This is a genomic window from Paeniglutamicibacter kerguelensis, assembly GCF_017876535.1.
GTDB classification, from domain to species: Bacteria; Actinomycetota; Actinomycetes; order Actinomycetales; family Micrococcaceae; genus Paeniglutamicibacter; species Paeniglutamicibacter kerguelensis.
Genome location: NZ_JAGIOF010000001.1, coordinates 3,337,301 through 3,358,282, shown reverse-complemented (window position 1 = coordinate 3,358,282; position 20,982 = coordinate 3,337,301). Strand labels below are relative to the sequence as shown.

Here is a 20,982-nt window from a genome sequence, read left to right as displayed (position 1 = left end):
TGTAATAGGCAGCCTACGCCGCGCTCATGGCCCCGAGCTGAAAACGGCTCGTTGCGCCGAAGCTTCTTTGGATGGCTTGCACCTTGCGCTGGACGGTGCGCAGGCTGACGCCCAGGAACCGCGCGATGGATTCGTCGGTGAGGCCGGTTGCCAGCAAGCGCAAGATCTCTTGCTCTTCACCGCTCAGCCGCGGCGAGGTTGCCACCCGCTCGGTGGGCAGGGGGAGTGCGGATCCCCAGACGGTTTCAAACGTATCGTTGAGCAGGGCAGCAAACCATGGACTGTGGATTCGAGCCCCCAGTACCCCGCCCGAGCGGTCGGCGGCGCTGAATATCAGCGATTCCTCCCCGTCGCGTATGACCAAGCGGGCCGGAACGATCGAGGAGACGCGCGCACTTGACCCGGGCAGGGCGGGAGAACCCGGGCGCATCGGGACGCCGGACTCTCGTTTGAAGGCCGAAGGATCGTAGACCACCCGGTAGTTGACCCCGCGTTCCAGCGCGTCACGCCGAGCCGTCTCCGTTCCCGCCGCATCTGGTGTGTCGCTTCCGCGATCGAAAGCCTCGATGGACCGGCGAGCCCGGTATTGGATGTCCGAGTAGGCGGTGGCAAGGCTCTTCCTGATGGTGATGAACTCGATCTCCGAATGCGGGAGGGCCTTCGCCGGCATCGAACTGTCGGCGGTTGCCCCTATGCCGGAAGCCAAGTCATCGAACTGCCGGGATAGTTCTTGCAGCCCAAATCCGATCATCGGAAGTTCTCCATTTCGTGGAATCATGCCTGGCCGTCTGCCACCCAAGCGAGGGCCGATGGGCCGCAGACGCCATCAAGGGCTGCGGCCCATCGCCGGAATCGACGCCAGGCATTCCGGGGATTTAGAACAGGGTGAAACCGGTTCCCAGCTCGTCCTGTGGGTTGAGCTCGAACTGGTGGCGTCCGGTCCGGTACGCCATGCCGGTGACCACCGGTATGACAGCAGGGAACCGCGAGCCCGACACGTCGTGGGGACGAATCGTGCCGATGAAGGTCGAGCCCACGATCGAGTCGTGCTTCAGGGAATTCTGGGTGATCTCGCCCGTGGCGGCCAGGCATGCCAGGCGTGCCGAGGTGCCCGAACCGCACGGGGAACGGTCGACCTCGCCGTCGGCAAAGACCGTCATGTTGATTTGGTTCGGTCCCGTTGGCAGGTCATCGAGCTTCTGGAACAGGATCGTTCCGTAGACGCCGCTCTGTCGCGGGTCGGAGTGCTGGGCCTCGGGCAGGTCGTTGCAGGCCCACTTCACGGCGCGGCCGATGGCGCGCAGCTCGGAGTAGTTCTCCTTGGTGATGTCCAGGTCCAGCTGGGCAACATCCAGGCAGGCGTAGATGGCTCCGCCGTAGGCCAGGTCGACGGTGTACTTCTTGCCGTCGACGTCGACCTTGAGGTCCTGCCCGACGACGTAGGACGGAACGTTTTCGAAGGTGACGCCGCGGACGATGCCGTCGCGGGATTCGACGTGTGCGGCAACGCGACCCGAAGGAACGTCGATGACGACGACGGTTGTTCCGTTGGGGTCGGATTCAACGATTCCCTCTTCGACGGCCCAGACGCCCAGCGCCATCGTGCCGTGTCCGCAAGCGGTCGAATAGCCGTCCTTGTGCCAGAAAACGGCCCCGAAGCTTGCGGCCGAATCGTCGGGCTCGGTGATGAAGCAGCCGTACATGTCCGTATGTCCGCGAGGCTCCTGAACCAGGAGCTGGCGAATCTTTTCGACCGTCGAACTGTTTTGTGCCGACACCCGACGCTCCGCGACAGTCCGGCCATCAAGCTCACCGTAGCCATCGGTGACAATCCGGAATGGCTCACCACCGGTGTGGTAGTCGATGCTGCTGATCTGGATGGATTCTGTCGTCATGTTCTTCGGATCCGTTCTCATGCGTGTCGGTTGGCGTGAGGGTCAGTCGCCAGGGGCTTGGCGTCAAGCCGGGGGAGGGGTTGTCCTTGGTGATGCGGGTGCAGCAGCCAAAAGAGAACGATTTTCGCCGTGTTCCCGGTGTTTTTGGGTAGAGGGCATCCTGCGCCGAGACTGTGACCCAATACACCTCTATGCAATAGTACATGGCATAGAAACGCGCATGTCAACGCCGGCGGCCACGCGAGGGGTTCGACCCGGCGTCTTTGAAAAATATCGAAATTGTTACTTGCGCCACCTTGATTCGCACCCTAGGCTTCTATGCAATATCACATGACACATTGGTGCAGGAGTGAACTATGGCGCGACCCCAAGACGTTTTTCCGGCAGACACTGCCAAGCGTGGAGCCAGCAACACCCTCCCGCGGACCGGTCGCTTCGGAACTCTTGGGTCATCGCACGTTCAGCTTCTCTCGGGTGAGTTGGCCCACTGGCAATCGCTGAACAGGAACGCAACGATCGGCCACTCGCTTCGCGAGCTCCGCGCCGCGGGCAACCTGGAAAACCTGCGGACCCTCGCCACCGGGCACCCGGACCACTACCGCGGAAAGTACCCGTTCCTGGACACGGACCTTTTCAAGACCCTTGAAGGCCTGGCCTACGAAATCAACCGTCCGCGCGTGGAACCCGATCCCGAAACGGTTGCGTTCTTCGAGGAATCGGTAACGCTGATTGAGGCGGCGCAGGCTGCGGACGGTTACCTGAACAGCTTCTACCAAAACCCGCTCACGGATGCCGAGCCATGGAGCGATCTGGCATGGGGCCACGAGCTTTACAACCTTGGCCACCTCATTCAGGCCGCAGTGGCCGCCAGCCGCCAGCTTGGTGATCGGCGGCTGCTGGACGTTGCCGTCCGCTTCGCGGACCTTGCGATCGAAAACTTCGGAAACGAAGGTGCCCCCGAGGTCTGTGGTCATCCCGAAATCGAAATGGCCTTGGTCGAGCTGTACCGGGAAACCGGCGACCGGTCGTACCTGGACCAGGCGAAGCTGTTTATTGACCGCCGGGGCCACGGCACGATCAAACTCAGGACCTTCACGGCAGACTATTTTCAGGACAATCTCCCCATCCGGGAGCTGCCCTCGGTCACGGGCCATGCCGTGCGCATGGCCTACCTTGCGGCCGGGGCCGCGGATGTCGCCCTGGAATCGGGGGATCCCGGGTTGCTGGCCGAGCTTGAGCGGTTGTGGGACGACCTGGTCTCCAGCAAGCTGTACGTGACGGGCGGACTGGGCTCCAGGCATTCGGACGAAGCCATCGGGGACCGCTTCGAGTTGCCTTCCGAACGCTCGTACTCCGAAACGTGTGCGGCAATCGCAACGATGCAGTGGGCCTGGAGAATGTTCCTGGCGCAGGGAAAAACCAAGTACCTCGACACCTTTGAGACGATCCTCCACAACGCCTACGCGGTGTCGCTTTCCACCGACGGAAAGGCCTTCTTTTACGACAACACGTTGCAGCGCCGGGAGGACCACGAGCAACGCTCAGGATACGAATCCGGCGGCGAGCTATTGCGTCGCGCGTGGTTCGGCTGCCCCTGCTGCCCGCCAAACATCATTCGGTGGGTGGCGGAACTCCAAGACCATCTCGCCGTCGTGGAACAAGGATCGCTGCGCATCGCCAACTATGCCAGTGCAAGGATTGCCACGGCCGATCTGGGAATCACGATGCACACGGAATTTCCCTGGAGCGGCGCGGTCCGGGTAACCGTCGACAGTGCCTCCCCGGAATCGCAGGGACTGGCTTTCCGGGTTCCGGCCTGGGCGAAGCGCGCCACACTGTCCGTCAACGGCGAACCGCAGGCCGTTGGCGTCGTCGACGGATGGCTTGAAATCAATCGGGCCTTCCTCGGCAGCGATGTCCTGGAACTCAACCTCGAGATGGCCGCCCGGTTCCTGGGGTCGCACCCGCACCTCGACGCCACGCGGGGCTGCCTTGCGGTGACCCGGGGCCCGATCATCTACTGCCTGGAGCAGGAAGACGCCCCGAAGGACATCAACGACCTGGTCGTGGATGCCCGGTCAATGCGGGAGATCGAAGAAGTGTCCAACCCCGTTCCTCGGGCGGTTCGGAGCGTTGCGCTTTCCCTTCCCCTGCGGGTGGAACCACAGGGCGGCGGCCAGCTTTACCCCGAATACACCGGTGCCACCCGCGCCGGGCAAACGCGTGAAAACGTCACTTTGGTTCCCTATGCGCATTGGGGAAACCGTGAACCTCGAGCCATGCGCGTATGGCTCAGAAACGCCTGAAGCCTTTCTCTCGCGAGCTCCACAGCAAGTCCCGCACCATCCCTGATCGGTTCAACAGTGGCTCAACGATGCCCGCACGGACCCCAATTTGAAGGAAACGCAATGAAAAGCAAGAAATTCGTACTGGGCCTTGCCCTGACGTCGGCATTGTTGCTGACGGCCTGCGGAGGTGGCAGCAATGCGCCTGCGCCCAGCGGCAGTGCCGGCGCCGGTGCAGAAGGAACCACAGGCGGTTCCGTCCGCGTATTGCTCAACGCCGATTACTCGCACCTTGACCCGGCCATGGGTTTCGACACCGGCGTCAAGAACTTCTACCGGTTGATCTACCGGACGCTCACGACCAACTCGACAGAGGAAGGCAAGTCCGGGGAAATGAAACCCGACCTTGCCACCGACCTGGGAACCCCATCCAACGGCGGAAAGACCTGGACCTTCACGCTCAAGGACGGCATCTTCTTCGAAGACGGGACGCCAATCACCAGCGCCGAAGTCAAGTACGGTGTCTCTCGCGCCTTTGACCCGGAAATCGGAATCGGTTCCCCGTGGGCCAAGCAGTTGCTCGACGACGGTTCGGGCTACAAGGGCCCCTACATCGACAAGGACAAAGACTTCAAGGCCATCGAAACGCCCGATGCCAAGACGATTGTCTTCAACCTGAACCAGCCGTTTGCCGACTTCGGTTCGGTCGTCGGACAGAACAGCTTCGTTCCTTTCCCTGTGGGTTCGGGTTCCGGCAAGGGATTCGATGCGAAGCCGATTGCATCCGGCCCCTACAAGGTCGATTCCTACACGCGCGGCGGAGAGCTGAAGCTTTCACGCAACGAGAAGTGGGATGCAAAGAGCGACACCGTTCGCCCGGCCAAGCCGGACCACTATGAATTCCTCTTCGGCATCGACGGTGCAACGATCGATGAACGTATGCTGGCGGGCCAAGGCGAGGACAAGAACGCCATCTCCGGCGGCGCGCTCCAGCCGGCAAACGTCTCGCGCATCCAGGACCCAAGCGTCAAGGACCGGGCGGTGCGTGCCGAGCCCGTCTGCACCACCTACCTGACGATGAACAACACCAAGAAGCCGCTGGACAACCTGAAGGTCCGCCAGGCCATCAACTACGCCATCGACAAGTCGAGCCTGCAGACCGCCGGCGGCGGGTCCCAGCTTGCAACCGCGGCAAACACCATCATGGTCCCGTCGCTGCTGGGCTGGTTGGACTTCAACGCCTACCCGACCACGGACAACAAGGGCGACGTGGAGAAGGCAAAGGCACTGTTGGCCGAGGCCGGATACCCGGACGGCATGGAGCTGACCCTGGACACCCGTGGCACGCCGAAGATCCAGGCCTACTCGGAATCGGTGCAGCAGTCGCTTGCGAAGGTCGGCATCAAGGTCAACCTGAACGTCATCGACGTGTCTTCGTTCTACGAGGTCATCGGCACCACCAGCCAGCAAAACGACCTGGCCATCACGGGCTGGTGCCCGGACTGGGCCTCGGGCCAGACCTTCCTGCCGCCGATCCTGCACGGAGACAGCATCGTGGCCAAGGGCAACCAAAACGTCCCCCAGCTCAACGACCCGGCCGTCAACAAGCGCATGGATGAAATCGCGGCCATGACCGATGTCGCCGCCGCCAACAAGGCTTACGGCGAGCTCGACAAGCAGATCATGGAAACGGCCGCCCCCATGGTCCCGATGGTCTACGAAAACGTCATGCAGTTGCGCGGCAGCAACGTCGATCCCGGAGTCGTAGGATTCGACGCCGGCATTGACCTGGTGACGCTCAGCCTGATCGATCCAGGCAAGTAAAGGTCCCACCATGTCAATGCTTCCCGCCGACCTTCTGGTCGCGCCCGGTGAAGTGACGCCTGAACCAAGCGAAGGACCGTCCTCATCCCGAGGACGGTCCTCCTCGCTCCGGCGCGTCACCTCCGCAATGCTTGCTTCCCCCGCTGCCATGCTCAGCGCGGCCTTCATCGTGCTGATTGTCCTTGTGGCGATCGCAGCGCCCCTGCTGACCAAATGGAGCGGCTGGGATCCCTTCCAATACGACGACACGGCGGTAAACCCCGATCTGGGAGGCTTGCCCGCGCTGCCCTGGGGCGGCATCAGCACGGACCATTGGTTCGGTGTCGAACCCCAGAGCGGCCGCGACGTCTTTGCCCGCATCGTCTACGGTGCCCGCGTCTCCCTGGCCATTGCGTTTGCCGCCGCCGCCATCACCACCATCGTCGGAGTGGTCCTTGGCATGCTGGCCGGATTCTTCGGCGGCTGGGTCGACCAAGTCATTTCCCGCGTGATGGATTTCCTGATGGCGTTCCCGTCGCTGATCTTCATGATCGCGCTCCTGTCCGCGCTGCCTGCCGGCAACCGGCCGGTGCTGCTGGTCATGGTCCTGTGCATCTTCGGCTGGCCGTACACGGCCCGCGTTATCCGGGGACAGACCATGTCGCTGGGCCAGCGCGAGTTCGTCGAGGCCGCCCAGGCCTCCGGCGCCAGCAAGGCGGCGATCGTCTTCAAGGAAATCCTGCCCAACCTCACCGGAACCATCATCGTCCTGGTGACGCTCGCCGTCCCCTCCTACATCGGCACCGAAGCGGCGCTGTCGTTCCTGGGCGTCGGCGTTGTTCCGCCCACCCCGTCTTGGGGCCAGATGATCGCCACGGCCGTGCCGTGGTACGCGACGGACCCGATGTTCTTCTTTGTCCCCGGCCTGTTCCTCTTCCTGACGGTCCTTTCCTTTACGGTCTTCGGGGACCACCTCAGCCGCGCCATTGACACGGGAGATACCTCAAAGTGATTACGTATCTAGCCAGACGACTTCTGGCGGCAGCGGGCGTGCTTGTCCTCGTGGCGCTGCTGACCTACTGGATCTTCTTTGCGCTGTCGCCGGATCCGGCCGTGATGATCTGCGGCAAGACCTGCACGCCCGAACGCATCGACCAGATCCGCGCCACCCTCGGGGTCGACCAGCCGTTCATGACCCAGTTCTTCACCTTCCTCGGCGGGATCTTCATGGGCCGGACCTACGGCACCGGGGCCAATGCCATCGAATGCGCCGCACCGTGCCTCGGCTTCAGCTTCCAGACCAACCAATCGGTACTCGAAATGATCGGCGACCGCATGCCCGTTTCCATCACCATTGCCGTGGGCGCGGCGGTCCTCTGGCTCCTCATCGGTGTCAGCGCCGGCGTCCTGAGCGCAGTCCGCCAGGGCACCTGGTGGGACAAGGCAGCCATGATGGTCGCCCTGAGCGGCATCAGCCTGCCGAACTACTTCATCGCGCTGGTGCTGCAGTACGTCCTGGTGGTCGAGCTGCAGATCCTGCCGTTCCCCTCCACGCCGGCCTTCGGCGAGGACCCGTTGTTCTGGTTCCAGTCGTACCTGATGCCGTGGACCGTGCTGGCATTCGGCTATGCCTCGATGTATGCGCGGCTGACCCGGGCCAACATGATCGACACCCTGGGCGAGAACTTCATCCGGACCGCACGGGCCAAGGGACTTTCCTCCGGGCTGGTGTTGGGACGCCATGCGCTGCGCCCGTCGCTGACACCCATCGTGACGTTGTTCGGCATGGACTTCGCCGGCCTGCTCGGCGGTGCGTTGATCACGGAAACCGTGTTCGGGCTCAACGGCGTCGGCAAGATGACCTCAGATGCCATCAGCAAGAACGACCAGCCGGTCATCATGGGCGTGACCCTCATGGCCGCACTGTTTGTCATAGTTGCCAACATCATCGTCGACATTCTCTACACCACGCTGGATCCACGCGTAAGGACAAAGGTCGCATGAAACATGTAGAACCGGCCGGCTCAACGCCCCTGCTGGAAATCAAGGACCTCACGGTTTCCTTCGCCTCGCGTGCGGGAACGGCAACGGTGGTCCAGGGGATCAGCCTGGTCGTCGAACGGAACCAAACCGTCGGCATCGTCGGCGAGTCCGGCTCCGGAAAATCGATGACCAGCCTGGCCATCATGGGACTGCTGCCGGCCAAGGCGGCAACCACCGGCAGCATCAAGCTGCAGGGCCAGGAGATCCTGGGAAGCCCGGAACGGCACCTGCACAAACTGCGCGGGGAGCGCATGGCCATGGTCTTCCAGGACCCGCTGTCCTCGTTGAACCCCTACTACACGGTGGGCAAGCAAATCGCGGAGGCCTACAAGGCCCACCGCGGAGGATCGCTCCGTGCGGCCCAGGCCGTGGCCATCGACGCCATGGGACGGGTCGGAATCAGCGATCCGAAGCGCCGGGTGGACAACTACCCGCACCAATTCTCCGGCGGCATGCGCCAGCGCATCATGATCGCCATGGCCATGTGCTGCGAGCCCGACCTGTTGATCGCCGACGAGCCGACCACGGCGCTGGACGTCACTGTGCAGGCGCAGATCCTGGACTTGATGTCACAGCTCCAAGCGGAATCGGGAACCGGAATGGTGTTCATCACCCACGATTTGGCCGTGGTCTCGCAGGTTTCCCAGCGTGTGCTGGTGATGAACAAGGGCCACGTCGTGGAAAACGGGACGACCGAAGACGTCTTCTCGAATCCGCGCGACCCCTACACGCAGGCCCTGCTGGATGCCATCCCGCGGATCGACGATCCGATCCGGGCCATGAAGAAAGTGAATTCAGGACTGGTGAAGGAAGCATGAGCGTCGTCATCGAAGACCTCCGGAACGAACCGCTGCTCGAGGCGAAGAACCTGGTGCGCGAATTCCAGGTCAGCAAGGGCGGCGCATTCGCCGGAACGGAGACCTTCCGCGCCGTCGACGACGTCTCGCTTGCCCTGCACGCGGGCCGGACCATGGCACTGGTCGGCGAATCGGGGTCGGGCAAGTCGACGACGGCGCGCATGATCGCCAAGCTCCTGGACGTCACCTCCGGGTCGATGCACTTCGAGGGCCAGGACGTGACCCGCGCCGGCGACACGATGCTGCGCCGCTTCCGGGCCAACGTGCAGGTGGTCTTCCAGGATCCGTTTTCCTCGCTGAACCCCAAGCACACCGTCGAGCGCATCATCACCGCGCCGCTGGACTACCAGGGGATCAAGGGCGTCGACCGGCGACTGCTGGTGAAGTCGCTGCTGGAACGCGTCGGGCTGAACCCCGACCACAGCACCAGGTACCCGAACCAGTTCTCCGGCGGGCAGGCCCAGCGCATCGGCATCGCCCGCGCCCTTGCGGTGGAGCCCAAGCTGGTCATCTGCGACGAGGCCGTCTCCGCGTTGGACGTCTCCGTCCAGGCGCAGGTCATCAACCTGTTGCGCGACCTGCAGCAGGAATCCGGTTACTCCTACCTTTTCATCGCCCACGACCTGGCGGTCGTGCGGCAGATCGCCGACGACGTCGCGGTCATGAACAAGGGCAGGATCGTGGAACAGGGCACGACGGCGCAGGTCTTCGAGAACCCCGTGGAAGAGTACACCCGGGCGCTGCTGAAGGCAGTTCCCGTCATCAATCCCGAATGGGAAATCCGTAGGCAGCAATACATGGGGGGAATGGCACATTGATCACCGCCGAATATGTGGCAGCAGGCATGCAGGTCCGTGACCATGTGGTCACGGTGCCGTTGAACTGGGCGCGGCCCGACGAGAGGACCATCCAGGTGTTTGCCCGCGAGCTGTGCTCCGCGGAGAAGGCGCGGCAGGACCTGCCGGTCCTGTTGTTCCTGCAGGGCGGCCCGGGCGGCAAGGGCCCGCGACCGCTCGACAAGTCCGGGTGGATCGGCGAGGCGCTGAAGACCCACCGCGTGCTCCTGCTCGACCAGCGCGGAACCGGACGCAGCAGCCGGATCACGGCAGCTTCGATGGAACGCTTCCCGAGCGCGGCGGACGGCGCCGAGTACCTGGGCCACTTCCGTGCCGATTCGATCGTTTCCGACGCCGAGTTCCTGCGCAAGACCGTCTTCGGCGGGCGGAAGTGGTCGACACTGGGCCAAAGCTACGGCGGATTCCTCACGCTGACCTACCTTGGCCAGGCGCCCGAGGCGCTGAACGCCTGCTACATCGCCGGCGGGCTGCCGAGCCTGGCGCCCGACGCCTCGGAGGTCTACCGCCGAACCTACGTGCGCACGAGGGCGAAGAACGGGGAGTTCTACGCACGCTACGGGAACCACGTGGAAACGATGGCGAAGATCGCCGACCGTTTGGCCGTCGGCGACGTCCACCTGCCGGACGGAGACCTGCTCACGGTGCGTCGTTTCCAGTCCCTGGGCATCGACTACGGCATGAAGCCGGGGTTCGAAAGGATGGCGTGGCTGATCGACGAGGCGTTCGACGACGGCGGCGAGCTGAGCGACACCTTCCTGGCCCAGGTCCAAGCGCGCAGCAACTACGCGGAGAACCCGTTGTTTGCCGTGATGCAGGAGAGCATCTTCGCCGACGGGGCAAGCGGTGCAACGGCCTGGGCGGCGCAGCGGGAAATCGAGCGGCACCCGGAGTTCGCCGAGTCCGCCCGCCCGTTGCTGATGACCGGCGAAATGATGTTCCCGTGGATGTTCGAGGAAATCCGCCTGCTAAAGCCCTTCGGCGCCGCGGTGAACGAAATGGCCCGCCGGGACGACTGGGGCCCGCTCTACGACCCGCGGATACTGGCGGAAAACCAGGTTCCTGTCTCCGCCGTCGTCTACCACGACGACATGTATGTGGACGCGCCGCTCTCGCTGGAAACGGCCGCGCAGGTCGGGAACCTGCAGGCCTGGGTGACCAACGAGTTCGAGCATGACGGCATCTCGGCCCCCGGTGTGTTCCCGCGGCTGGTTTCGATGGTCGACGCTGTTGGCGGTCCGCTGGCCTAGCGACGGAGTACGGTCCGAGCTTGTTCGGGATGGCCGCTGCGGTGGACCTTGGAGCCCGACCCGTGGATTGATTTCCACGGGTCGGGCTCTTTCCACATGTCTGCATATTTGCATAAACACCAGTGAGGGTCGGAATGCTGCAATCTGCGCAGTCCGGCATCGTTTCGATCCGTTGGCGCCCAAAAATCGGGCAATAAAATCCTTGATTCGCGAAAATGTGACATGTACCATTGCATAGATTCGTGATGCAGAACACGTGGGCGAGGTTGCCCACCTTCTCAAGGAGACCAAATGAGCAACAACGAAACGCTTGAAAGGGAGGCCCTTGGCGGCCGCCCCGACGCTGGGCACGAAACCTCGACGCCGGCGGGTCTCAAACGTGTTGTGGCCGCCGCCATGGCGGGAACCGTCGCCGAATGGTACGAGTTCTTCCTGTACGGAACGGCTTCGGCCTTGGTCTTCGGCACCCACTTCTTCCGGCAGACCGGCAACCCGGTCGATGGCGTCATCGCCGCGTTTGCGCTCTACGCCGTGGGCTTCGCCGCCCGTCCGATCGGCGGACTGGTCTTCGGGCACTTCGGCGACCGCATTGGCCGCAAGGCGTTGCTCCAGCTGAGCCTTGTGGTCGTCGGCATCACGACGTTCCTCATGGGATGCCTGCCCACCTTCGATGTCATCGGCTACTGGGCGCCCGCACTCCTGGTGACCCTGCGCCTCATCCAGGGCTTTGCCTTCGGCGGCGAGTGGGGAGGCGCGATCATCCTGGTGAGCGAGCACAGCCCCGACAACAGGCGCGGCTTCTGGGCCAGCTGGCCGCAGGCCGGGGTCCCGATGGGCAACCTGGTAGCCACACTCGTCCTCCTCGGACTGTCGAGCACCCTGCCCGAAGAGGCGTTCCTTTCGTGGGGTTGGCGCGTGGCGTTCTGGTTCTCCGCCGTGGTGGTCTTGATCGGCTACTGGATCCGCACCAAGGTCGACGACGCGCCGATCTTCAAGGAAGCGCAGGCCCGCCAGGCCGCCTCGCAGGAAGCCCAGCCGGGCGTCCTGCACGTCCTTCGCTACCACTGGCGTGCCGTGCTGATCGGCATTGGCGCCCGCTTCGCGGAGAACATCCTCTACTACCTCGTTGTCACCTTCTCGATCACCTACCTCAAGTTGGTCGTCGAGATGGACACCTCGCGCATCCTCCTGCTGATGTTCGGCGCCCACTTCCTGCACTTCTGCATGATCCCGCTCGTCGGGCTGCTCTCTGACATTGTTGGCCGCAAGCCCGTCTACCTGACCGGCGCCGTGCTGACCGCATTCTGGGGATTTGTCGGCTTCCCGATGATGGACACCGGCAACGACTGGATCGTCATGGCGGCCATCACCCTGGGCCTGGCCATCGAGTCCCTGACCTACGCGCCGTACTCGGCGCTGATGACCGAAATGTTCCCCACCAACGTGCGCTACACGGCGCTTTCGCTCTGCTACCAGTTTGCGCCGATCCTGGCGGGTTCCCTGGCCCCGCTCATTGCGCTCTCGCTGCTGCAGAAGTTCGATTCGTCGACTCCGATCGCCCTTTACCTTGTCGGGGCCGCGGTCATTTCCATCGTCGCCGTTTCGTTCGCCAAGGAAACCAGGGGCAAGTCGCTGCGCGAGGTCGATGCCGAGTCGGCGTTGCGCACCAACGCCCCGGCCTAGTCCCGATTCCCGCAGCTGCCCGAAAGACCTAAGGAAAAATTATGGACATGCTCACCAGCATCAACGATGCGATCTGGAACCCCATGGCGTACTTCGCCCTGGCCGTCGGACTGTTCTTCACCGTATTGACCGGATTCGTCCAGTTCCGGCGGTTCCCGGACATGATCCGCCAGATCCTCAGCAAGAAGAACAGCTCGGACGGCATCTCGCCGGTCCAGGCGCTGCTCCTGACCCTGGCCAGCCGGGTGGGCGTGGGAAACATCGCCGGCGTGGCAACCGCCATTGCCGCAGGCGGCCCCGGCGCGCTGTTCTGGATGGTTGTCTGCGCGCTGCTCGGATCGGCCAGCTCCTTCGCCGAATCCACCCTGGCCCAGGTCTACAAGCGCCGCATCAACGGTGAGCACCGCGGCGGCATGCCGTTCTACATCGAGCACGGCCTGAAGCTCAAGTGGCTGGCCGTCGCGGTGTCGCTCATGGCCATGGTCGGCTACGGATTTGTGTTCCCGGGCGTCCAGTCCAACAACATCGCCTCCAGCGTCGAGACGGCATTCAACGTGCCGCCGCTCGTGAGCGCCATCGGCATCACCGCGCTCATGGCATTTGTCATCATCGGCGGAACCAGGCGCGTCGTCGGTGCCGCGCAGCTGATGGTCCCGGTCATGGCCGTGGGTTACATCCTTGCCGCACTGGTGATCGTTGCCGTGAACTTCGAGCAGATCGTTCCGACCGTCAGCCTGATCATCTCTTCCGCCTTCGGAGCCCACCAGGTCTTCGGCGGCATCGTCGGCGCGGCCGTGGCCTGGGGCGTGCGACGTGCGGTGTTCTCCAATGTCGCCGGCGTGGGGGAGGGGACCTACGGTGCCGCCGCGGCATCGGTTTCACACCCCGCCAAGCAGGGCCTGGTCCAGGCCTTCTCGATCTACATCGACACGGTCGTTGTCTGCTCCGCCACTGGCCTGATGATCATCATGACCGGCTCCTACAACGTCACGGCCCCCGACGGCACGGTCCTGATCCAGGGCGTGCCAGACCTGAAGGCCGGCGCCGCGTACACGCAGCAGGCCATCAGCACCGTGCTGCCGGGCGTCGGGCCGGGCTTCGTGGCGGTCGCACTCTTCTTCTTCGCCTTCACCACGCTTGTCGCGTTCTTCTACATCGCCAAGACCAACCTGGTCTACCTCGTTGGCCGCGACGACAGCCCGGTGCTGGACTGGGCCCTGAAGCTGGGCATGCTTGGCATCACCTTCCTCGGCGGCATCATCAGCGCCGATGCGATGTGGGCCATTGGCGACATCGGCTATGGAACCCTGGGCTGGATCAACATGCTCTGCCTGCTTGCCCTCACCTCGGTGGTCTTCAAGGTCACCCGCGACTACGACAGGCAGTGCAAGGCCGGCCTCGACCCCGTCTTCAACCCCGTCGCCCTGGGCATCCGCGGGGCCGACTTCTGGGTCGAGGAAGCGGCGGAAATCGCCGGAAACCAGGCGCTTTTGGCCTCGGGTGAGACCCGAAAGAACTAATTTCTCCCGACCCCTTCCGTCTGTACAATGTCACATGATACTATTTGAATGTGATGTACGGCATGGAGTCGAAAGCGTCACCCACAACTTTGAAAATCATTGAAAAGTCCCCTTGAAAGGAACACAACATGAGCACCACCAAGAAGCCCTGGCACGGAGTCATCGTCGCATCGGCGCTGCAGTTCAAGGACGATTACTCGGTCGACTATGAGGCATTCGCAGACCACGTTCGTTTCCTTGCCAGCAGCGGCTGCGACGGCATCGCCCCGAACGGTTCGCTTGGTGAATACCAGACCCTGTCCGACGAAGAGCGCGCCAAGGTCATCGAGACCGCCGTTGCCGCAGCTCCGGAGGGCTTCGTAGTCATGGCCGGCGTTGGCGCCTACGGTGGACTGCAGACCCAGAAGTGGGCACAGCAGGCCAAGGATGCCGGCGCACACGCCATCATGTGCCTGCCGCCGAACACCTACCGCGCTACCGACGACGAGGTCGTTGAGCACTTCCGCCTCGCCGCCTCCGCCGGCCTGCCGGTTGTTGCCTACAACAACCCGATCGACACCAAGGTCGACCTGACCCCGGCCCTGGTTGCACGCCTGTTCCACGAAGGCCTGATCGTCGGCATCAAGGAATTCACCGGCGACCCGCGCCGTGCCTACGAAATCAAGGAACTGGCACCGGGCATGGACATCCTCATCGGCACCGATGACACCGTCCTGGAAATGGGCCTCGCCGGCGCCGTTGGATGGGTTGCCGGTTACCCGAACGCCATTCCGCACGCCACCGTCGAGCTCTACCGCCTGGCCACCTCCGGCAACCTTTCGGACATGGAGCGCGCCCGCGAGATTTACCGCGACCTGCACTCGCTGCTGCGCTGGGACACCAAGACCGAGTTCGTCCAGTCGATCAAGCTCTCGATGGACGTCGTCGGCCTCAACGGTGGCGTGTGCCGCCCGCCGCGCGGCCCGCTGACCGACGCCGTGCGCGCCGCGGTCATCGCCGACACCGAGGCCGCAGTGGCCAAGGGTTACAAGTAACCTCGAAGTTGCCGTGTTGTTGGCCGGCCCCGTGAAAGCGGGGCCGGCCAACGGCACCACCCGATCAACGACGATTACCCAGAGAGTTTGCACCATGCGCACCAACAGGATCTTCCACGCAGTGGATTCCCACACCGAAGGCATGCCCACCCGCGTCATCACCGGAGGCATTGGCACCATTCCCGGAGCCACCATGGCAGAGCGCCGCCTCTGGTTCATGGAGCACAGCGATTGGATCCGCACCCTGTTGATGTGCGAACCGCGCGGACACGCCTCGATGAGCGGCGCGATCCTGCAGCCCTCGACGCGCCCCGACGCCGACTACGGCGTCCTGTACATCGAGGTCTCCGGACTGCTGCCGATGTGCGGACACGGAACCATCGGCGTTGCCACCGTGCTGGTGGAAACCGGCATGGTCGAGGTCCACGAACCCGTGACCACCGTGCGCCTGGACACTCCGGCTGGCCTGGTCATCGCAGAGGTCGCCGTCAAGGACGGGGCGGCCGAATCCGTGACCATCCGCAACGTGCCCTCCTACAGCGACCGCCTGGACGCATCCGTCGAGGTCCCGGGCTACGGCACCGTGAACTACGACCTCGCCTTCGGCGGCAACTTCTACGCCGTCGTCGAGCTCGAGGACCTGGGCCTGCCGTTCGAACGCGAACGCAAGGACGACCTGATCACCGCCGGCCTGGCCATCATGGGCGCCATCAACGCGACCGACGAGCCCGTGCACCGCGAACGCGACGACATCCGCGGCGTCCACCACGTCTACCTCAAGGCCCCCGGCTCCACCGCCGAGCATTCCCGCCACGCCATGGCCATCCACCCGGGCTGGTTCGACCGCTCGCCGTGCGGCACCGGCACCAGCGCACGCATGGCCCAGCTCCACGCCCGCGGCGAACTGGCCATGGACACCGACTTCATCAACGAGTCCTACATCGGCTCGCAGTTCACCGGGCGGCTGGTCGAGGAAACCACCGTCGGCGGGCTGCCCGCCGTCATCCCCACCGTGACCGGACGGGCCTGGATCACCGGCACCGCCCAGTACTTCCTTGACCCGACCGACCCGTTCCCGGAGGGATTCCTGCTGTGAACCTGCCATATTTCGACGCCGCCGAGGTTCGCGCCTCGCTTCCCTTCGACCGCGCCATCGCCGCCATCGAGGATGCGTTGCGCGGCCAGACCGATCCGGAAATCGACGGGCCGCGCATCTTCGCCCCGGCACCGGACGGTGAATTCCTGCTGATGCCGGCGATCGGCCAGGGCTACACCGGACTCAAGGTCGCGACCATCGCCCCGCTGAACCCGGCCAAGGGCGAGGAAAAGATCCAGGGCGTCTACCTGCTTTTCGGTTCCTCGAACCTCACTCCGATTGCCTCGATGGACGGCGCCGAGCTCACGGCCATCCGCACCCCGGCGGCCACCCTGACCGCCGTCAAGAACATTGCCGACGCGCCGGGTGACGCGCCGTTCACCCGGACCCCCAAGGTGCTGGTCTTCGGGGCCGGCATCCAGGCGGTCAACCACTTCCGTGCGGCCAAGGCGGTCTTCCCCGAGGGCACCTTCGCCGTGGTGGGCCAACGCGCCGAGCGGATCCAGGCACTGATCGAACAGCTGGCCGCCGAAGGCATCGCCGTCACCCGCGGAAGCCTGGAAGACGTTCCGGACGCGGACGTGATCCTGTGCGTGACCTCCTCGCCGACCCCGCTCTTTGACGGAGCGCTACCGGCCGACCACGCAATCATCGCCTCGGTGGGACAGCACGGACTTGATGCCCGCGAGGTCGACGAGACGCTCGTCAAGCGCTCCGAGGTCGTCGTCGAGGGACGCGCATCCTCGTGGCGCGAAAGCGGGGACCTGATCCCCGCACGCAGCGTCGAGGAATGGAAAGAGATCAATCCGCCGAACCTCAAGGACCTTGTCAACGGCAAATTCAGCCGCACCGGAGGCAAGCCGACGCTTTACACGGGTGTGGGCATGGCATGGGAAGACTTGGTTTCCGCCGCAGTGGTGTATGAAGATCACAGGAGTAAAAACGCGTGAGCGCACCTGTGGAAATCGGAGAACAAACCATGACCGGCAATTCAAGGTTCACCATTGAAAAACTTGACCGCCAGATGAGCCTGCGCGAAACCGTCACCGAACGGCTTCGCACCTCGATCATCTCGGGCGACTTGGTGGAAGGCGAGCTGTACTCGGCGCCGAGCCTGGGCGCAGCCTTCGGCGTCTCGGCGACCCCCGTCCGCGAGGCCATGATGGACCTGGTCCGCGAGGGCCTGGTGGAGACAGTCAAGAACAAGGGATTCCGGATCACCGGCATGACCGATGCCGAGCTCGACGAAATCGCGGAGATCCGCCTGCTGATCGAACCGGAGGCAACCAAGCGGGCGATGCCCCTGATTCCCGCCGACAGGATCCCCGAATTGCGTGCGCTGGCCGACGTCATCGTGCGCACCGCCCGCGACAAGGATTCCGACGCCTACCTTGCCGCGGACCGCGAGTTCCATGCCCGACTGCTGAGCTTCGCGGGAAACAAGCAACTCGTGGAACTTGCCACGTCGTTGCGCCTGCGCACCCGCATGTACGGTCTCAAGACGCTGATGGACAACCACCAGCTCGACGGCTCCGCGCAGGAACACCACGAAATGATCGACTGCGTGGAACGCGGCGACGGCGAGGCCATCTATGAACTGATGGTCCGCCACATCAGCCACGCACGCGGCATGTGGAACACCGGCAGCCCGGACGACGAGGCCCCGGCCGAGTCCAAGAAGCACACCCAGTAACAAGGAGTAATCATGAATGCGCCCAGCGACGTCATCGTCATTGGTGCGGGAGTAATCGGTTCGGCGATTGCATACTTCGCCACCCAACAAGGACTCTCCGTCACCGTGCTGGAGCGCGGACTGCCCGCCAGCGGAACCAGCTCCGCCTGCGAGGGCAACATCCTGGTCTCCGACAAGGAACTCGGCCCGGAACTCGAGCTGACCAAGTTCTCGCTGGACACCTGGCGCGGCGACCTGGCCGAACACGCCTCGCACTGGGAATTCGAGTCCAAGGGCGGCATCATCGTCGCCTCGCGGGAATCCTCCATGGCATCGCTGGACCGCCTGACCAAGGCCCAGACCAACCACGGGATCGACGTCGAATGGGTCGACATCCCGCGGCTGCGCGAGTTCGAACCCAACATTTCCCCGAACGCGCTGGGTGCCGCCTGGTACCCTGACGACTGCCAGGTGCAGCCGATGCTCGTGGCCGGGCACCTGCTGAAGCTGGCCCGCGCCGCAGGGGCAAAGGTGCAGACCCACACCATGGTCACCGGCTTCGTGCGCAATGGAGGCACCGTCACCGGCGTCAAGACCGACCGCGGTGAATTCCACGCCCCGGCGGTCGTCAACGCCGCGGGCAGCTGGTCCGAGGACATCGCGGCGCTGGCCGGGGTCAACGTGCCGGTGAAGCCCCGCAAGGGATTTGTCATGGTCACCGAACCGCTGCCGCCGATGGTGCACCACAAGGTGTACGCGGCCGAGTACGTGGACAACGTCGGAAGCTCCGATGCCGGGCTGCAGTCCTCCCCGGTGGTCGAGGGCACCCCCGCCGGCTCCATCCTGATCGGCTCCTCCCGCGAGCGCGTCGGATTCGACCGCAGCGTCAACACCGACGCGCTGCGCCAGATGGCGGCCAACGCGATCGCGCTCTTCCCGTTCCTGGAGAACACGCGCATCATCCGCCACTACCACGGCTTCCGCCCCTACTGCCCGGACCACCTTCCGGTCATCGGGCACGATCCGCGCGCACCGGGCCTCTGGCACGCCAGCGGCTACGAGGGCGCCGGCATCGGCCTGTCCGCGGGCACCGGGAAGCTGGTCGCCCAGGCGCTGGCCGGGCTGCCCCCGGACATGTCCCTGGTGCCCTTCGCCCCCGAACGCTTCGGCGAATTCACCCCGGCCGGAAAGAACCACCAGGAGTCAGCAGCATGAGCACCACCCCGCAGCGGATCACCGTGACACTCAATTCGAAGCCGGTGGGCACCGAACAGGGCCGGAGCGTCGGCGCCGTCCTGATGGGCGAGGGCATCAAGGCCTGGCGCACCACCCGCAACGAGGGCAAACCCCGCGGCCTCTTCTGCGGCATCGGCGCCTGCTACGACTGCCTGGTCACCATCGACGGCCAACCCAACCAGCGCGCCTGCATGGTCGAGGTTTGCGACTCCATGAACATTGAAGGGGACTTCGACGCATGAGCGCCCACGAGGAATTTGCCTTCGACGTAGCAGTCATCGGCGCAGGCCCGGCGGGCCTGTCCGCGGCCGTTGCCGCGGCCGAACGCGGCGCCAAGGTCGTCGTGTGCGACACCGGCACCCAGCCCGGCGGCCAGTTCTGGCGCCACCGCCCGGAATCGGTTTTCCCCGAGCCCGACGGCCACGGCCACCACGGCTGGAAGACCTACCTGGACCTGCGCGCGCGCTTCGACGCGGCCATTTCCCGCGGCCTGCTGCGCTACCTGCCCAACACCCAGGTGTGGATGACCGAACGCGAGGACGCCGGCCGCTTTGTGCTGCGCCTGACCCCCGCCACCGGCACCGCCATCGAAGCGGCAACGGTCCGCGCCGCCAAGCTTGTCTCCTGCACCGGCGGCTACGACCGCCAGCTGCCGCTGCCCGGCTGGGAACTGCCCGGCGTCATGGCCGCCGGCGGAATCCAGGCGTTCATCAAGGCCAACGGCACCCTGCCGGGCAAACGCTTTGTGGTCGCCGGGACCGGGCCCTTCCTGCTTCCGGTGGCCGCAAACATCGCAGAGGCCGGCGGCAAGGTCGTGGCCGTGTGCGAATCGGCCTCGCTGGCCAACTGGCTCCCGCACCTGGGGGCCGCAAGCGGCGTGCCGGGCAAGGCACTGGAGGGCGCGGAATACGCGGGCATCTTTGCCAAGCACCGCATCCGCTACCGCACCCGCACGGTTGTCACCGAGGTGCTGGGGGAGTCCAGCGCCAAGTCGGTGCGCATCGCCAAGGTAGACGCCGACGGCGCCGTCATTGCCGGAACCGAACAGCTGCTTGAGGACGTGGACGTCGTCGGTTTCGGCTGGGGCTTCACCCCGCAGGTCGAACTTGCCGTGGCCCTGGGGGCCACGACGCGCATCGACGCCGACGGTTCGCTGGTCTGCGTCGTCGACGGCCAGCAGGCGTCCAACGTGCCGGGCCTTTACCTTGCCGGTGAAGTGACGGGCGTAGGCGGGGCCGTGCTGGCCGTGGCCGAGGGGCTCGTTGCCGGGGCCGCCGCGGCCAACGGCGAGGCGCCAAGCGCCGGCACCGCACGGCAGATCCAGCGCCACCGCCGGTTCGCCGGGGCCATGCACCGGGCGCACCCCGTCCCCGAAAAGTGGGACGACCTGCTCGCCGACGACACCCTGGTGTGCAGGTGCGAGGAAGTCAGCCACGGCGAGGTCGTGCACGCGCGCGTCGAACTGGGCGCCACGGATGCGCGCACCATGAAGTCCTTCACCCGCACCGGCATGGGCTGGTGCCAGGGCAAGGTCTGCGGCTTTGCCGTCTCCTGCCTTTCCACCAAGGGGGCCGACGACGCCGGGACCGAACAAGCCTCGCTTGCTGCCTTCGCCAAGCGCCCCGTCGCAGCCCCGCTGACCCTGGGCGAGATCAGCACCCTGGACTCCCGGCAGCCCCAGGACTCCTGAGCGCTCGCACTACCCGCCATCCCCGAATCTTGACCTTTGACTCACCATCCGGGTCACCACCGAA

At 64.7% G+C, this 20,982-nt stretch carries 18 protein-coding genes; 16 read left to right on the top strand and 2 right to left on the bottom strand.

Annotated elements, in window-relative coordinates; genetic code table 11:
• Window positions 1-13: 13 nt before the first annotated feature.
• Both JOF47_RS15305 and JOF47_RS15300 read right to left on the bottom strand, forming a co-directional pair.
• Window positions 14-751 carry a helix-turn-helix transcriptional regulator gene (locus tag JOF47_RS15305; RefSeq protein WP_209999946.1) on the bottom strand — a complete coding sequence of 246 codons (738 nt, stop codon included), beginning with the start codon at window positions 749-751 and terminating at the stop codon, window positions 14-16.
• A 124-nt stretch (window positions 752-875) separates the two neighbouring features.
• A complete protein-coding gene (locus tag JOF47_RS15300) occupies window positions 876-1,895 on the bottom strand; it encodes a proline racemase family protein (RefSeq protein ID WP_209999944.1) in 1,020 nt (339 codons plus the stop codon).
• A gap of 356 nt (window positions 1,896-2,251) precedes the next feature.
• Here JOF47_RS15300 and JOF47_RS15295 point away from each other — a divergent pair, with 356 nt between their 5' ends.
• The 16 genes from JOF47_RS15295 to JOF47_RS15220 all read left to right on the top strand — a co-directional run bounded on the left by JOF47_RS15295 (window position 2,252) and on the right by JOF47_RS15220 (window position 20,918).
• A complete protein-coding gene (locus JOF47_RS15295; protein WP_281070249.1) occupies window positions 2,252-4,201 on the top strand; it encodes a glycoside hydrolase family 127 protein in 1,950 nt (649 codons plus the stop codon).
• Between the two features lie 102 nt (window positions 4,202-4,303).
• A complete protein-coding gene (locus JOF47_RS15290; protein ID WP_209999939.1) occupies window positions 4,304-6,004 on the top strand; it encodes an ABC transporter substrate-binding protein in 1,701 nt (566 codons plus the stop codon).
• Window positions 6,005-6,014: 10 nt separating this feature from the next.
• Window positions 6,015-6,995, top strand: a complete 981-nt coding sequence (locus JOF47_RS15285) for an ABC transporter permease (protein WP_245356387.1) — start codon at window positions 6,015-6,017, stop codon at window positions 6,993-6,995.
• Window positions 6,992-7,987, top strand: coding sequence for an ABC transporter permease (locus JOF47_RS15280; protein WP_209999937.1), 996 nt, complete (start codon window positions 6,992-6,994; stop codon window positions 7,985-7,987). Before JOF47_RS15285 ends, JOF47_RS15280 begins: the two co-directional genes overlap by 4 nt.
• Window positions 7,984-8,844, top strand: coding sequence for an ABC transporter ATP-binding protein (locus JOF47_RS15275; RefSeq protein WP_209999935.1), 861 nt, complete (start codon window positions 7,984-7,986; stop codon window positions 8,842-8,844). Before JOF47_RS15280 ends, JOF47_RS15275 begins: the two co-directional genes overlap by 4 nt.
• Entirely contained in the window at window positions 8,841-9,701 is an 861-nt protein-coding gene (locus JOF47_RS15270) for an ATP-binding cassette domain-containing protein (protein WP_209999928.1), read from the top strand. The genes JOF47_RS15275 and JOF47_RS15270 overlap by 4 nt, the downstream gene beginning before the upstream one ends.
• Entirely contained in the window at window positions 9,698-10,987 is a 1,290-nt protein-coding gene (locus tag JOF47_RS15265) for an alpha/beta fold hydrolase (RefSeq protein ID WP_377737394.1), read from the top strand. The genes JOF47_RS15270 and JOF47_RS15265 overlap by 4 nt, the downstream gene beginning before the upstream one ends.
• Before the next feature lie 291 nt (window positions 10,988-11,278).
• Entirely contained in the window at window positions 11,279-12,670 is a 1,392-nt protein-coding gene (abaF, locus tag JOF47_RS15260) for a fosfomycin efflux MFS transporter AbaF (protein WP_209999927.1), read from the top strand.
• A gap of 41 nt (window positions 12,671-12,711) precedes the next feature.
• Window positions 12,712-14,190, top strand: a complete 1,479-nt coding sequence (locus JOF47_RS15255) for an alanine/glycine:cation symporter family protein (protein ID WP_209999926.1) — start codon at window positions 12,712-12,714, stop codon at window positions 14,188-14,190.
• A gap of 128 nt (window positions 14,191-14,318) precedes the next feature.
• The gene (locus JOF47_RS15250) at window positions 14,319-15,224 is read left to right on the top strand and encodes a dihydrodipicolinate synthase family protein (protein ID WP_209999925.1); all 906 of its coding nucleotides are present in this window, start codon (window positions 14,319-14,321) and stop codon (window positions 15,222-15,224) included.
• Window positions 15,225-15,318: 94 nt separating this feature from the next.
• Complete coding sequence (locus JOF47_RS15245; protein WP_209999924.1) at window positions 15,319-16,320, top strand: proline racemase family protein; 1,002 nt, start codon at window positions 15,319-15,321, stop codon at window positions 16,318-16,320.
• Window positions 16,317-17,270 (top strand): ornithine cyclodeaminase family protein, encoded by a 954-nt coding sequence (locus JOF47_RS15240; RefSeq protein WP_209999923.1) that lies wholly within the window; start codon window positions 16,317-16,319, stop codon window positions 17,268-17,270. The genes JOF47_RS15245 and JOF47_RS15240 overlap by 4 nt, the downstream gene beginning before the upstream one ends.
• Window positions 17,267-18,013 carry a GntR family transcriptional regulator gene (locus tag JOF47_RS15235; RefSeq protein WP_342592806.1) on the top strand — a complete coding sequence of 249 codons (747 nt, stop codon included), beginning with the start codon at window positions 17,267-17,269 and terminating at the stop codon, window positions 18,011-18,013. Before JOF47_RS15240 ends, JOF47_RS15235 begins: the two co-directional genes overlap by 4 nt.
• Window positions 18,014-18,025: 12 nt before the next feature.
• Window positions 18,026-19,207 carry an NAD(P)/FAD-dependent oxidoreductase gene (locus JOF47_RS15230; protein ID WP_209999922.1) on the top strand — a complete coding sequence of 394 codons (1,182 nt, stop codon included), beginning with the start codon at window positions 18,026-18,028 and terminating at the stop codon, window positions 19,205-19,207.
• Window positions 19,204-19,470 carry a (2Fe-2S)-binding protein gene (locus tag JOF47_RS15225; RefSeq protein ID WP_209999921.1) on the top strand — a complete coding sequence of 89 codons (267 nt, stop codon included), beginning with the start codon at window positions 19,204-19,206 and terminating at the stop codon, window positions 19,468-19,470. The genes JOF47_RS15230 and JOF47_RS15225 overlap by 4 nt, the downstream gene beginning before the upstream one ends.
• Window positions 19,467-20,918, top strand: a complete 1,452-nt coding sequence (locus tag JOF47_RS15220) for an NAD(P)/FAD-dependent oxidoreductase (protein WP_209999919.1) — start codon at window positions 19,467-19,469, stop codon at window positions 20,916-20,918. The genes JOF47_RS15225 and JOF47_RS15220 overlap by 4 nt, the downstream gene beginning before the upstream one ends.
• Window positions 20,919-20,982 lie beyond the last annotated feature (64 nt).

What these genes read in the sequence shown, in the direction of transcription:
- JOF47_RS15295 (WP_281070249.1), top strand. Translation starts at nt 2,252, where the DNA reads ATGGCGCGACCCCAAGACGTTTTTCCGGCAGACACTGCCAAGCGTGGA.
- JOF47_RS15270 (WP_209999928.1), top strand. Translation starts at nt 8,841, where the DNA reads ATGAGCGTCGTCATCGAAGACCTCCGGAACGAACCGCTGCTCGAGGCG.
- JOF47_RS15285 (WP_245356387.1), top strand. Translation starts at nt 6,015, where the DNA reads ATGTCAATGCTTCCCGCCGACCTTCTGGTCGCGCCCGGTGAAGTGACG.
- JOF47_RS15255 (WP_209999926.1), top strand. Translation starts at nt 12,712, where the DNA reads ATGGACATGCTCACCAGCATCAACGATGCGATCTGGAACCCCATGGCG.
- JOF47_RS15305 (WP_209999946.1), bottom strand. Translation starts at nt 751, where the DNA reads ATGATCGGATTTGGGCTGCAAGAACTATCCCGGCAGTTCGATGACTTG.
- JOF47_RS15290 (WP_209999939.1), top strand. Translation starts at nt 4,304, where the DNA reads ATGAAAAGCAAGAAATTCGTACTGGGCCTTGCCCTGACGTCGGCATTG.
- JOF47_RS15225 (WP_209999921.1), top strand. Translation starts at nt 19,204, where the DNA reads ATGAGCACCACCCCGCAGCGGATCACCGTGACACTCAATTCGAAGCCG.
- JOF47_RS15275 (WP_209999935.1), top strand. Translation starts at nt 7,984, where the DNA reads ATGAAACATGTAGAACCGGCCGGCTCAACGCCCCTGCTGGAAATCAAG.
- JOF47_RS15250 (WP_209999925.1), top strand. Translation starts at nt 14,319, where the DNA reads ATGAGCACCACCAAGAAGCCCTGGCACGGAGTCATCGTCGCATCGGCG.
- abaF (WP_209999927.1), top strand. Translation starts at nt 11,279, where the DNA reads ATGAGCAACAACGAAACGCTTGAAAGGGAGGCCCTTGGCGGCCGCCCC.
- JOF47_RS15300 (WP_209999944.1), bottom strand. Translation starts at nt 1,895, where the DNA reads ATGACGACAGAATCCATCCAGATCAGCAGCATCGACTACCACACCGGT.
- JOF47_RS15245 (WP_209999924.1), top strand. Translation starts at nt 15,319, where the DNA reads ATGCGCACCAACAGGATCTTCCACGCAGTGGATTCCCACACCGAAGGC.
- JOF47_RS15220 (WP_209999919.1), top strand. Translation starts at nt 19,467, where the DNA reads ATGAGCGCCCACGAGGAATTTGCCTTCGACGTAGCAGTCATCGGCGCA.
- JOF47_RS15230 (WP_209999922.1), top strand. Translation starts at nt 18,026, where the DNA reads ATGAATGCGCCCAGCGACGTCATCGTCATTGGTGCGGGAGTAATCGGT.